The following is a 13,550-nucleotide window of genomic DNA, read 5'->3' on the forward strand; positions in this document are numbered from 1 at the left end:
CATCATTCTTGACTCTCCTTCCTATGTGCCCAGTGATTGGTTGGACCATTGCCATGCCCAATATTAAGTGGTTGAGAAATCGCGCTAGTTATGAATTTTTTTGCGGTCTGAATAGCATACTCTGTGGAGGCACCTTTTGCGAGTTCAGCCGTGATGCATGCCGAAAAAGTACAACCAGTTCCGTGTGTCTGCTTCGTTTTAACACGCTTCGCCTCAAGCCAAAATTCATTCTCCCCGTCTAAGACATAGTCTCGCGATTCCGCCTTATCCTCACTATGACCTCCTTTAATAATGACCGTTTTGACCCCTAGTAATTGGATACGTTTAGCCGCTTTTTTAATTTGAGCGGTGGATTCGATAGACATTTCAGCAATGACTTCTGCTTCTGGTATATTGGGTGTAACTATTGTTGCAAGCGGTAACAAATTTTCACGGATAGTAGCAATGGCCTCATTACTTACAAGTCGGGCGCCGCCTTTAGCAATCATCACTGGGTCGACGATGAGCGGCCCCCAGTCGAAGCGTTGCAACCGAGAAATCACACTCGCAATATGTGCCTCATCCACGAGCATTCCAGTTTTGACGGCAGATATCGCAAAATCATCATTTAGAGCATCAAGCTGCGCCTCTAATATATCAATTGGAACTGGGTGAATCGCTTGAACCCCCTTCGTGTTTTGCGCTGTAATTGCTGTGATAGCAGACATTCCAAAGACGCGGCGTTCCTGAAACGTTTTGATATCCGCCTGAATTCCAGCTCCACCACCGCTGTCAGAGCCTGCGATCGTAACTGCTTGTGGGAACATTCAACGCACCTCCTCAATCGATGCCAGTTTTTCATGATCATGCGTGTGCAATAGGGCTAATTCATCGATAAACGCGATCCGAAAAGAAGCTGGTAAATTCCTTTTCAGCGTTTTCGCAGCGTATTCCGAAGCAATTGCATAGCTCGCTGATGCCGTTACAACTGCCGTTAAATAATCATCGGTCACACTGACAAAAGCAGCAATCATGCAACTTAGCAAACACCCCGAACCCGTGATCTGAGGTAAAAGTGGATCACCGTTTTTGATAGTCCGCACATGTTCTCCATCAGAAATCGTATCTACCGCGCCACTAATCGCAACCACCGTCTTGTATTCGCGCGCTACTTTTAACGCTATATCCGTCGCTTGCGTGGTATCGCCCGAACCTGCGTCTACTCCTCGCGCGTTCCAGTCGACTCCCGCAATACTTGCAAGTTCACCAATGTTTCCACGGATCACTGCAAACTGAATCTCCGCCAATAATCGCCGAACCGTTTCCCGTCTATACGCCGTTGCACCAACGCCTACTGGGTCTAACACAACTGGCGTTCCTGCAGCATTGGCCGCCTTTCCAACTGCTAACATCGACGCTACCAAATCAGCATTTAGCGTCCCAATATTAATCACGACTACATCTGCCAAACCGCCCAGTTCAACCATTTCCTCCACAGCCGACGCCATAATCGGTGATGCCCCAAGCGCTAACAACCCGTTCGCCAAATCATTCGCCACCACAATATTCGTAATCACATGCACCAACGGATTTCGCGCTCGCACCTCCTCAATAAGTTGCCAATTTGCCATCTAAATCACTCCCATCCCATGTTTGCCTCTCAAAAGCCATGTCCCAAAAAGCCAATTCCGCGTAACTACTAATCCGAAAATCGTCCCGCATCGCCTCCAACTCCGCATCTGGCAAGCCCTGAGCAACCCGATCAAGCAAATCAATCTGCCGCTGTAACCCTTCCGCGTAAGCCGCATCCTGATAAATATCCAACCAAGCCTGATACAGCGGATCCGGACTTACCGCCCCCGCATACTGCTCACCAATCTCCTGATACAGCCAATAACACGGCAAAATTCCCGCTAAAATTCGACCTAGTGACTGCGATCCCGCAACCCGATACATATGTGACGTATAATGATAAGCCGCTGGACTCGGTACAATCCCCGTTAAATCCTTCTCCTTGATCCCGACAAACGGATAAAATTTTTCACGCATCGAAAGCTCGGAGACCTCCAAAGAAGCAAGCGACCGACTCAACTCTATCATCGCGTCATAATCGTCCGCATAGGCAATACCGAGCGCAATCACCTTCACATAATGCGTCAAATAATAATGATCCTGCAATAAATAATAACGAAACTCCGCCTTTCCCAAACTCCCCGCCACCAACTGCTTCACAAACGGATGATCCTTACTCCTCTGCCAAATTTCCCGATTCTCCGCATGCAATTCCTCCGAAAAACGTACCATATCCAATTCCTCCTTTTTTCCAAACAAAAAAACGCCCTTCCTCGCGCCAGCAATAGCGTAAGAAAAGGCGTCATGATATGTAACATCAAGTTCCCCAATACTTCCCTACGCGAGTGCTAACTCAACAGGTTCAAAGGGTCCATGAATTATATCCATATCTCGGTCTTAAGAAAGACTCCCCCAGTATACGATTCTGGTGTATACGCAAGCTAAATCGGCGGCAAGCGTCAGCATTCCAGTCTCTAATTATTCGTTTTTCACAACAAGTGTACCACAAATAAATCCGATTCTCCAAAAAATACGCATCATCCCCTTAAAAAATGGGTATGGTGTTAATAAGGGGAATAGCGACACAGAGAGGATGAAATCAAAATGACAATCTACCATAAAATTCTAGTTGGCGTGGACGGTTCAAATGAAGCAGAAGAAGCCCTAAAACGAGGTATTCAAATCGCAAAAAAAGACGGTGCAACGCTTGGTATCGGCTTCGTAGCAGATGTTCGCCGAATCGCACCACTCATTGATTACGAGCAAACATACGCAAAAAAAGCCAAAGCATACGGCATAGAGCTTGTTGAAATTTATAAAAATGAAGCCGAGAAACTAGGCGTCAAAAACGTAGAAACCTTCGTCAAATTCGGAACACCAAAAACAACTTTTGTTAAAAAAATTATCGGTGCATTCCAACCCGATTTAGTTCTTGTCGGCTCCACTGGGCTAACACCAACAGAACAATTTATATTAGGTAGCGTTTCTGACTATATCGCCACACACTCGCCTTGTGACGTTATCGTGGTCCGCGGTAAAAATTGGCGCGACCGCAAAAAAAATGATTAAGTGACTAGAGAACCGGACGAAAAATCATGCTTTACACAAATCGAGCTAAAGTGTTTGTCTTCAGGGAGTTTGGCGGAATCCAGAGCGACTCTGAAAGTCCGCCAAACTCCCTAAATACGAGCGCTTTTCGCCGATTTATTTAGGTTATACCCCAGACCGTTTCTATGCTATACTAGCCATATCGTCTACATAGAAAGAAGGTTCAATCAACATGCAAAAAGGGAAAACACAAACATCACTTTATCTACTGCTCGTTCTAGTCATGGCAAGTTGGGGACTAAATGTAACCGCTACAAAGGTTTTAGTCGCTCATTTTCCGCCGATAACGATGACTTCATTCCGAATTTTCACAGCCGCAATCGCCGTCTTCATTTTCCTCATTGCCATCCGTAAATTCAGATTTCCAACACGGCGCGAACTCGGCTATATTGTTGCGGGCAGCCTATTTAACATTGTCATTCATCACTATTTTCTAGCATCAGGATTAACGATGACAACAGGAACAAACGGTGGCCTTATTTTAGGAATCGGTCCCATTTTGACGGCTATTTTGGCGGTTATTTTTTTACATGAAGCCATTTCAAGAGCACAATTAATCGGACTCGTCTCAGGACTTCTCGGCGTTTCACTGATCGTTCTCACTGGCGGACAAGGACTTTCGGGTATTTCTCTTGGGGACATCTATGTTTTCATCGCGATACTCTCACAATGCTTCAGTTTCATCATTATTAAACGCATCGCAGGTTCACTCGACCCACGTTTAATGACAGCATACATGCTCTTAATTGGCTCCGTATTACTATTTTTCACCAGCCTCATTCAAGAGCCAGACGGACTTGCCCAAATGAGCGGACAAACCACTTCGATGTGGCTACTATTTCTTGCTTCTGCACTATTCGCAACAGCATTTGGAAATTTGATTTACAATTTTGCAGTCGGACAAATTGGACCATCAAAAACTGCGATTTTTATGAACCTGAACCCCTTTTTCTCACTCATTGGAGCAGCATTATTCCTAAATGAACAAATCAGCATGATGCAAATTCTAGGCTTTATTTTGATCATTATCGGCGTTATGCTTGGATCAGGCGCTTTACCAGAACTATTGCGCGCTAGAAAAAAAGTCCGTGATCCAGAAAAAATCATGGATGAGTGATGCTCGCTAAGAATGCATCCTCGTCCATGACCTCAATACCATTTTGACGAAACAGGCTCGCCGTGATTCCAGCGCCAGCGATCTTCTTCCCAGAAAAAGTGCCATCATAAACCATCGCGGAACCACACGACGGGCTATTTGCCTTTAAAATAACTTGATGAATATTTTGCGCTTGTGCTTCTTTTAAAGCTTTTAAGGCTCCTGCTTTGAATTCCACAGTCACATCTTCACCTTTTACCGTCATCACGCGTGCTTTTCCCGACCAAACATCATCCGCACTTCCACCAACGATTTCAGCGGGATCACGAGGTGTCGGCATTCCACCCAAAACCTCAGGGCAAAACGAGATCGCCTGCCCCGTATCGATTAGCCTTTTTAATTCCTCTACCAAATTGGACCTACCGTCATAACGACAGCAGATCCCCGTCAAACAACTACTTATTCCAATCATTTTTCATGCCCACTTTCGACATAGGAATTTGTCTCAATAATAAATCTCGGTCTCTGCTTCACTTCTGAATAAATACGTCCGATATACTCACCAACTACACCCAAACTCATCATCTGAATACCGCCAATAACCCAGATAGATAGCATTAACGAGGACCATCCTGATGTTGCTGTACCTGATAAATGCTGTATAAATGTATAAATACCAATCACGATTGCTACAATAAACATCAGCGCTCCGAGGCCGGTTACAAAACGAATCGGCGCGACACTAAATGACGTTAAGCCATCCGCCGCAAAAGCAAGCATTTTTTTCAATGGATATTTAGACTCTCCAGCAAAACGTTCTTTACGATGGTAATAAACTTTATCTGACTTAAAACCGATCAACGGAACAATACCACGCAGGAAAATATTATTCTCAGGGAACAAGTTCATCTCCTGCAGCGCCATACTTCCGAGCAAGCGATAATCGGCATGATCGGGAATTAAATGAATCCCAAACTTGCCCATCATCGTGTAAAACAAGTGTGCCGAACCTCGCTTAAATCGGGTATCAGTCTTACGTTCATCACGAATACCATATACAACTTCGTAACCTGCGCGATATTTCTCTACAAAATCAGGAATAACCCCAACATCATCTTGCAAATCCGAATCGATCGAAATGATACAATCCGCGCGACCTTCAGCTGCCTTCATTCCTGCAAGTAACGCATTTTGATGTCCAAAATTCCTACTCAATTTGACACCACTGATATGATCTTGTATCGCTATCCCATTTTCAATAACTTCCCAAGTCTTATCCCGACTACCATCATCCACAAACAATAGGTCACTATCCTCATGTATCACCAATTTATCCTTCATATCGTGCAAAATGGCGCCTAGCTGCTTCATCGTTTCTGCCAGAACTTCTTCCTCATTATAACAAGGCACAATAATTGTCAACAAAGGTTTATCTCGCATTTAAATCACCCACTTTGTATAAGTATATTTTCCAAGCTGCTTCTTTATCGTCAAATGTTTTCTCTAAATGGAGATCGTTTTCCCTCGCATTATCAATCGGTACGGCTGAAAAAATATACTCGCCACCCATTTCCTTGAAAGCTCGCGTATTCAGCTCCAAATTCTTAATATGCTTCTTAGAATTCTTATCGAAAAGATAGTTTTTACCGAGTTCTGCCGAGAAAATATACACGCGATTTCCCCAACCATCATAATAATCCTTCAAAGTCGGACTCTTATCTAGTTCTTTTGCAATAATCTCACGAAACTTCGCTTTATAACTAAGTGGATAAGAGTTAACGTACCCATCTAACGTATAAAAACCATTTTCCTGCGAAATCGACGGATGAATCCCAATACTCGCCACTCGATAATCTTTTTGTGGCTTACCAATATAGTTTTTTATCTCCCGAAATTCTTTTTTCGCATAAAACTGATCGATCGATGGTGTACCAGCTGCACGATATACTATTTCCGAATTCCCCGCAAACACCACACATAGTTGCAAGACCAAGCCAATCATCGCAATCCGTTTCCACCAACCACCTTTACTTGCAAAATAAACAAGCGCCAAGGCAAATAATCCATAGAAAATGAACGGTTGCAAGAAGTGAAAGCGTGAAAAATTAAACGAACGCATAATTGAAATCTGTTCTTTAATCGGATTCCAAGCGCCCCACCACCAAAAAGCATACCAAATCGACAATGAAAAATTAAGAGCCATTAACCATAAAAATGGTTTCTGCGTCCGCCACTCTTTTTTCACCAGCATCATAACCAATGCCAAAAGAATAACTGGCAAGATAACATACGTCGCAAGTGGCTGGTCATGTGTATGCCCTATAGTAAAATTCTTAAAAGTTAACCTAACGGAGCCTAAGACACTATTGTTCGGCAAGCTAAACGCACTTCTCGAATCAGGCTCATTCGTTTGGAAAAACATCTGTGAAATAAATCGATAATTGACGATGCAATAAATGATCGACATATACGCTATACTGCTAAAGAATCGCCAATTCCAGCCACGTTTCTTCACGATATCGTATATCCAAATACACGCAACTAAGAAAAGTAAGAAACAAAAACCAAGAATCAGGCTTGAATAAAACGGTAGTAGCGTCAAAATCAGCCAATTCCAGATGCTCTTTTTGCCTTTACGGATATTTAAGAACGCCCACAATGCGAGTGGCATTCCAAGTGTACTAAGCATCCCCGAAGGCCAAAACGGTGTCAAAGCAAAGGCTACAGCTACAAACAGCGTTATGTATTTTTTGGATGGATCTTTAATGATGTAATCACGTAACCATAAGCGCATGCCGATAAATGCGAATATACGCGTAATCAGCTGGCTAAAAGCAAAAGCGAGTGGCGTTGGAAATATCGCATACAACCAAACAATCCCTACAAATTGAGAATCAAAAGAGTCTCTTGGCGCGACCCCATCGAGCATTTGAGGAATATTACTTCCCGTTTTCGCCAAATAGTTCCCGCTATTCAGTAAAACCTTATACCATGTCATATTTGAATCTAAATTATCATGAATTCGAATATGGCTATTCCCACCTAAAATAAATAATGGCGCCGTAAAAATAAGAATCAATGCGATCGCTATTATTTCTAGTTTTCTATCTATAAACCATGTTTTCATTCCCATATCACCTCTATGTCTCTCATATGTTCCCAATTATACCAATACTTAGAAGTCATCGCAAAGAAACGCTTGAAACAAGAGAAGATTGCTGCTATTTTGTCAGATTTTTATCTCATTAGGAGATTGGACCGATTTTCTATCTGGATCAAAAAACTTCTGTATTTCATCTTGATGATCTTCTTTATAAACTAAATACGTACGCGCTCCCGACGTCAAGCATTCCTTAATAATACAGAGCACCACAAAACTCGGATTAAGGGTATCATATTTTCCATTCCGCAAATTCGGCAAAGAGGTCGGCACATATTTATCCGTTGATGCATGTTTCAGCGTAACTACTAAAATACTTTTATTAGATCTAATCGCCATATCATAAGATAAGTGCAGATAACTACCACGCAGACAGACTTTCACATGCTCGCCAACTAGTTCATGTAGCAGAGGAAGTACCTGTAGATTCTGCTTTGTTGTCCCATCTTTTTTCAAAATGACATCGTTTAATCGCAATGTTTTATTGGTAATATCATTATAAAATGAAGCCGCACCGTGACGATACTGTACACCACATAAATGCATGAAGTTCGTTGCCGTCATATAAATTTCGAACTGTTTTATCGTTTGTTTTTCCTTATACACATAAATAACCCGCTTGTTAACAAAATGCTCCTTAAAAAATGCATGTCCAGTCGTAAGTTGTTTTAACATAGATTGCACTCCTTATTATCAGTATGTATAAAGAAAAGAAGAACAGCTAATGCTATCCTTCTTTCCATGACAGGTTTTTCCGTTGCTCGCCAACAGCCAGCCCTTATGTCTGACATCTATATCGAGTTGACCATGTGCCTGCCCACATTTGCTTTCTTCTCCACGAGTATACCACGTGCGACGAATTTCAGCAAGGACTTTTATGACTGGTATCAGTGTGTTTTCAACCCCTTATTCTGTGATTTTCACCTGCATTTCCGAGTCATAAGTTTCCGTCCCGCTCACACGAAAACGTACCGTAACTTGTGAATTTTTCGTAATATTATTAGCCTTCGCATTGATAAGAAATGTACCATCTGAGTTGACCGTTGCATTCTTGAGACCGACGCCATCAATCGCCAATGTCACAATTTGATAATGACCGAAATTATTGTTGATAGCGCCTTTCACATTCGTTTCACCAACTTTATAATCTGCATATCCCGTGTATAAATTTCCTATAAACGGCGTCGTATTTGATGGTAATGGCACAGTTGTTATACTCAAGCTAGAAGGGGTCGTATTCACTAAAGATCTCGTTACATCACTCTTCTTCGTTCCCGTATTTCCCCATACAGCAAGGTTATTTACATAATTCGGCAAGCCCGTACTCGCGACAGTCACCCAACCATTCACCTGTTTATCCCAACTCACCTTATTTTCCGTAACGGTCAAAAGCTCCACAGGATTTCTAACTTCGATCATTGCCTTATAATAATTATCTACAAAACCATTGACGTCAAAAGTATTATTTTCGATACTAATTCCGCGTGATTTATTAATCGTTCCTGATAAAATTCGAATTGGGTACCGAATCCTGCCACTTGCATGAAAATCATTGTTTTTGATGATAATATTTTTCGGCGTTGTCTTCACACCTTGGCGATCTCGTTCGTACAGTGCCATAAACGCAAAATTATCATAGCTATCCATCTGAACAAAGTTATTCGTAACTCTCACATTTTCAGCACCCGATAACCGGATTCCAATATACCCAGTCATGTTTTTCTGCAACGAATCATCTAGCGTTCCTGGAATAATTTTGCCTGCGTCATCCATTTGAACCACATGTTGCGGCGTTAAATCAGTAGCTTGTGGGTCCTTCTTTTTACGTTCAGTGTTGTTGATCACTATATTGCTTGGATTGTATTTGTTGCTTCCCTCGCCACCGATGAGGCTGTTGCGATCAATGACAATATTGGTGTTCCCAGCGCCATAGCTATCGATTCCGCCGTCTACCATCACTTTACGATCCTCCGCTGAATATTCCATGTTGGCAGGTGCATAAAAATGCTTCGTTCCATAGCGCTGCATCCAATTTTTAATCTCGTTTCCAATGATACTGATTTGTTTTGTGCCACTGCCACCATTTCCGCGATACATCACAATCCCAACGCGCCCCATATTCTCGATTTTATTATTCTCAATCAGCATCGTTTGGCAATACTCCATTACAATGCCGCTCTGCAAATTCGAATTGCGAATTTTCGAGTTTTCGACGGAGCCGTTCTTAATTCCACCCAAGTAAATAATCGAGTTCGCCTGCTCGTTTCCGTCCGCAATAATGTTGTCAATCTGAATATTATCCAGCAATTCATAAGGTTCCGCAAGTGATGTACTGTCATCTTTATAATCCCCCGCAAAATTAATCAGTGAAAAAGTGTAAGCATATCCACTCATTATGACTGGATCAATGTCATAGCGAATGCTTAGGTCGCGAATCGAGATATTCTTTATGTATTTCCCATTTACTGCTTCAGTTGTGAGCCCCTGTTTCGGTGCTGTAAATAGCAATTGACTGTCTTCTGGATTCGCCGTTACACCTTTAATCACGACATTTGACGGGATTTTCAAGGTGTTATCAAAATAGTATCTTCCCTCACCAAATTGAATTGTCGTATTCGTTTCATTCTGGTTCACCGACTCCACTAATTTCGCCCAACCAAGCACATTTTCTTTTGCGGCCGTCTTGTCGTTTTTCTTCATAAATTGATCTGCTTGAATCACTTCTGCTGCTTGCGTCTTTGTTACGCCTCCAAATATAAAGGCTAACAAAATCGCAACTCCAAAAATTATTATTTTCCGCTTCATAACATCGTCTCCCTTTTCAATATTCAAAAACCACTCAAATTGAGTTGATTAGATATAAAAAGTATACCGTGCCAGATAATCAGAAACAATCATATTTTAAAGAAAAAAGCACAATATGTGTTGAATCCCTCCATTTTAGACCAAACTAAAAAAAACTTACTTTTATAGCATTCCAGGTTTATTTCCAAAATAGTGATTCTGATTATTATTAGAGTTTCTGACACAACAAAAACCGCGCATCACACTCATTATTCCCAGATTTTCCATTTCGATACATGTGACAAATTAACGGCAAAAAGCCCTCGTAAGCGTAACCAAGGACTTTTTCACACGTATTCAGTTCTTTATTACTCTTTAAAAAACAATAACAGCGCGGAATCTTGTTTTTCCAGCCATCATTTTATCGTGGGCTTCATTAATTTTTTCAAGCGGATAGGTTTCGATCATAGCCTTAACGCCTTGAAGCTGGCTGAATTTCGCTGTATCTTCGCCATCAATCGGAGTTCCGCTATACCAACCTTGGAACGACTTGCCGCCGCCAACCATGATTCCTGCTTGAATTTCAACTGGTTCAGCGGGCACAGCAACGTCCACCACTTTGCCGTTTGGAGCTAGTATCATGGTTAATTCAGAAATAGCCTGCGCATTCGGAGCTGTCGCGAGCGCTACAGTTACACCGCCGAGCGCATTCACTTTTTCCTTCCAATCGGCTTTCGTCGTATCAAAATAATGATGCGCACCGAGTTCACGAGCCAATGTTTCGCGTTCTTCCCCACGAGCGAGCGCCACGACTTCGTAACCCAACTTATTCGCGTATTGAATCGCCAAATGTCCTAGGCCACCAACGCCTTGAATCGCAACTAAGCTTCCCGCGCGAACAATATTGTTTCGTAAGGCGTTAAAAGTCGTGATACCAGCGCAAAGTAGAGGAGCAGCCTCCGCAGAATCCAGTTCTTCAGGGATCGCAACGACCGCGTCATGAGACGCCACCATAAACTCTGCAAAGCCACCATCATAGCTTATTCCACATGTTTGGACTTCCGAACAATTCGAAAAATCACCACGGCGACAAGCTTCACAATGGAAACAATGTCCGCCATGCCAACCAACGCCAACTTTTTGACCAACTTTCCATTCCGTCACGCCATTGCCAACCGCGTCCACACGCCCAACAATCTCATGCCCAGGAATCGCCGGGTACATATTTTCAGGAAGATGGCGAACCATGCTGTCACTATGACAAACGCCACACGCCTCCACTTTAATCCGCACTTGATTTGCTTTTGGATTTGGAACTTCTCTTTCAACAATCGTATAATCTTGATTTGGCCCGTTTAATTGTGCAACTTTCATCTAATCACACTTCTTTCTTCAATTATTTAACAGCTTCAGTATACACCTTCCAGTCAACTCTAAGGCAAGTAGGAACATTGCAAAATAACTGAAAACACGGTATTCTAGTCTAAAAGGAAGAGGTGGAATCATGATGAAAATTATTCGTACAAAAACATATGATGAAATGTCCCAGGAGGCATATAAGGTCGTAAAAGCAGTGATTGATTCAAATGAAAATCCCGTTATCAATACAACGACTGGCGCTAGTTATGATGGCATGTTTGAAAAACTCGTGGAAGGTATCAATAATGATGATATCGACATTGAAAAAGTGTTTATGATGAACCTGGATGAATTTATCGCCCCGCGCGAGCAATCATTCACCGTTCATAATTATATGCATCAAAAATTCTATGACCAAATCAAAAAACAACCACGCGAAATCGGTTTATTAGACGGCAGCTTACCTAGTTTTGATGAGGAAATTGCCCGTTATAATACGATTTTGCAAGCCAATAAACGTGATTTGCAAATTCTCGGTCTTGGCGTTAATGCTCATCTAGGTGCAAATGAGCCTGGGACACCGTTTGACTCACGCCTATTTTTAGCCGACAGCGATGATTCGACGATTAATAGTACAATGCTTTATTACAAAGTTAGTCGAGAAGAGGCGCCGGAACAGATGCTGACACTCGGACTTGCGGACATGATGGAAGCCGAGCAGATTCTCGTAACCGCTTCTGGCACAAGGAAAGCTGAGGCTGTAAAAGCAACACTCGAAGGTCCAATTACCATAGAGTGCCCCGCGTCTATTTTGCAAAATCACCCAAATGTGGTATTTATCATTGACGAAGCAGCAGGATCGTTACTGACTAAGTATTAAAAACTTGGAATCAGGGGTGAAAATATGGAAATCAGGCTATTAACTGTGGCAGACGTTGATAATTATGTCCAAATTAGACTCCGCGCATTGCAAGAAAGCCCCGCAGCTTTTGCGACGAGTTTTGAAGAAGAGAAATACACTGCTCTTCAAAAATACGAGATTCGCTTTCAATCACCATATTCGCTAACTTTTGGCGCTTTTTCCGGAGGTCATTTGGTTGGCGTGGTGACTTTAATTCAGGAAGAACGACTGAAAATGCGGCATCGAGCGAATATCGTGGCAATGTATGTCATTCCTGAAAGACGAGGCAGTGGCGTCGGTAAAGCATTGATTGGAACCGCGATCGATCAAGCGCAACGTTTGGAGGGAGTCGAGCAGGTTTATTTATCTGTCGTTACCTCGAATAAAATGGCGCAAACATTATATACGTCACTAGGATTTGAAGTTTTTAGTACGGAAAAACATGCGTTGAAGCTTGATGACACGTATTTTGATGAAGCGCATATGGTGTTGTTCTTAAAAAATTTTCAGTAGTATCCATGAAAAAAAACATCAATCTATATTGGTTACTCTATCTTAAATGAGATAGAGCAACTTCAGTAGATTGATGTTTTTATCATATAACGGGAGATATGTATAAAAACGAAAACTAATACTGCTTGTTTTATACATCATGTCTGGTTATTCTTCAGTATTTCGTTCACTTTCTAGCCGTAGCCCGAAAGCTTATTAATTAATGATAATATTTTTTGGTAGTACCGTCATAGTAATGTAATAGCGTAATATATCTACTATAGTTCCATCCACTACTAATTTTATTAGTAGTTGTGTAGGACCAATAAGCATTATTAGGTACTGTCCTGCTTTGCGTAGAAATAGTAGTCCTCTTACTAGTATAAGAGTTAATATCAAATTTCTCCCAGTATGGAACTGATTTTGCATATACCCCTGGCTGAACTGCTACTATCAAACCTGTCAATAAAACAACCACTAACAGAATTCGATACAAATAACCCGTTTTTTTACCATTATTCATATTATCAAACCTCCTTTTTTATCATGATACTACTTAATAATACCAATAAATAATTAATTGTCAATACTTTACTAGT

14 protein-coding genes and 1 riboswitch are annotated in these 13,550 nt (G+C 41.9%); of the genes, 4 read left to right on the forward strand and 10 right to left on the reverse strand.

Annotated features, from left to right (window positions below):
- Positions 1–2: 2 nt before the first annotated feature.
- From thiD to tenA, 3 genes are read right to left on the reverse strand one after another with little or no spacing between them, the layout of a single operon-like run.
- Positions 3–806 (reverse strand): bifunctional hydroxymethylpyrimidine kinase/phosphomethylpyrimidine kinase, encoded by an 804-nt coding sequence (thiD, locus tag UE46_RS15340; RefSeq protein WP_036063139.1) that lies wholly within the window; start codon positions 804–806, stop codon positions 3–5.
- Positions 807–1,610 carry a hydroxyethylthiazole kinase gene (thiM, locus tag UE46_RS15345; protein WP_036063141.1) on the reverse strand — a complete coding sequence of 268 codons (804 nt, stop codon included), beginning with the start codon at positions 1,608–1,610 and terminating at the stop codon, positions 807–809.
- On the reverse strand, positions 1,588–2,283 hold the full coding sequence (gene tenA, locus UE46_RS15350; RefSeq protein WP_036063143.1) for a thiaminase II: 696 nt from the start codon (positions 2,281–2,283) through the stop codon (positions 1,588–1,590). The genes thiM and tenA overlap by 23 nt, the downstream gene beginning before the upstream one ends.
- Before the next feature lie 85 nt (positions 2,284–2,368).
- Positions 2,369–2,475: riboswitch (TPP riboswitch) on the reverse strand.
- A gap of 180 nt (positions 2,476–2,655) precedes the next feature.
- Here tenA and UE46_RS15355 point away from each other — a divergent pair.
- Both UE46_RS15355 and UE46_RS15360 read left to right on the forward strand, forming a co-directional pair.
- Positions 2,656–3,120, forward strand: coding sequence for a universal stress protein (locus UE46_RS15355; protein ID WP_118907754.1), 465 nt, complete (start codon positions 2,656–2,658; stop codon positions 3,118–3,120).
- Between the two features lie 211 nt (positions 3,121–3,331).
- Complete coding sequence (locus tag UE46_RS15360; protein WP_036063145.1) at positions 3,332–4,276, forward strand: DMT family transporter; 945 nt, start codon at positions 3,332–3,334, stop codon at positions 4,274–4,276.
- On the opposite strand, the gene UE46_RS15365 is transcribed toward UE46_RS15360, so the two are convergent.
- The 6 genes from UE46_RS15365 to UE46_RS15390 form a co-directional block, all read right to left on the reverse strand.
- The gene (locus UE46_RS15365) at positions 4,263–4,727 is read right to left on the reverse strand and encodes a 2-thiouracil desulfurase family protein (protein WP_036063147.1); all 465 of its coding nucleotides are present in this window, start codon (positions 4,725–4,727) and stop codon (positions 4,263–4,265) included. The genes UE46_RS15360 and UE46_RS15365 overlap by 14 nt on opposite strands.
- Complete coding sequence (locus UE46_RS15370) at positions 4,724–5,695, reverse strand: glycosyltransferase family 2 protein (protein WP_036063149.1); 972 nt, start codon at positions 5,693–5,695, stop codon at positions 4,724–4,726. Before UE46_RS15370 ends, UE46_RS15365 begins: the two co-directional genes overlap by 4 nt.
- On the reverse strand, positions 5,685–7,388 hold the full coding sequence (locus tag UE46_RS15375) for a DUF6044 family protein (RefSeq protein WP_036063151.1): 1,704 nt from the start codon (positions 7,386–7,388) through the stop codon (positions 5,685–5,687). Before UE46_RS15375 ends, UE46_RS15370 begins: the two co-directional genes overlap by 11 nt.
- A gap of 96 nt (positions 7,389–7,484) precedes the next feature.
- Entirely contained in the window at positions 7,485–8,090 is a 606-nt protein-coding gene (locus UE46_RS15380; RefSeq protein WP_051493068.1) for a PBECR4 domain-containing protein, read from the reverse strand.
- A 231-nt stretch (positions 8,091–8,321) separates the two neighbouring features.
- Positions 8,322–10,220, reverse strand: a complete 1,899-nt coding sequence (locus UE46_RS15385; protein WP_036063152.1) for a right-handed parallel beta-helix repeat-containing protein — start codon at positions 10,218–10,220, stop codon at positions 8,322–8,324.
- Positions 10,221–10,574: 354 nt separating this feature from the next.
- Entirely contained in the window at positions 10,575–11,573 is a 999-nt protein-coding gene (locus UE46_RS15390; protein ID WP_036063154.1) for an alcohol dehydrogenase, read from the reverse strand.
- Positions 11,574–11,706: 133 nt separating this feature from the next.
- Between UE46_RS15390 and UE46_RS15395 the strand changes: the two genes are divergently transcribed.
- Together UE46_RS15395 and UE46_RS15400 are read left to right on the forward strand one after the other, a co-directional pair.
- Positions 11,707–12,438 (forward strand): glucosamine-6-phosphate deaminase, encoded by a 732-nt coding sequence (locus UE46_RS15395; RefSeq protein ID WP_036063183.1) that lies wholly within the window; start codon positions 11,707–11,709, stop codon positions 12,436–12,438.
- Between the two features lie 24 nt (positions 12,439–12,462).
- On the forward strand, positions 12,463–12,972 hold the full coding sequence (locus UE46_RS15400) for a GNAT family N-acetyltransferase (protein ID WP_036063156.1): 510 nt from the start codon (positions 12,463–12,465) through the stop codon (positions 12,970–12,972).
- Positions 12,973–13,171: 199 nt separating this feature from the next.
- Here the strand turns inward: UE46_RS15400 and UE46_RS15405 are convergent, their stop codons facing one another.
- The gene (locus tag UE46_RS15405; protein ID WP_051493069.1) at positions 13,172–13,474 is read right to left on the reverse strand and encodes a hypothetical protein; all 303 of its coding nucleotides are present in this window, start codon (positions 13,472–13,474) and stop codon (positions 13,172–13,174) included.
- Between the last annotated feature and the right edge of the window lie 76 nt (positions 13,475–13,550).

Source organism: Listeria weihenstephanensis (genome assembly GCF_003534205.1).
Lineage (GTDB): Bacteria > Bacillota > Bacilli > Lactobacillales > Listeriaceae > Listeria_A > Listeria_A weihenstephanensis.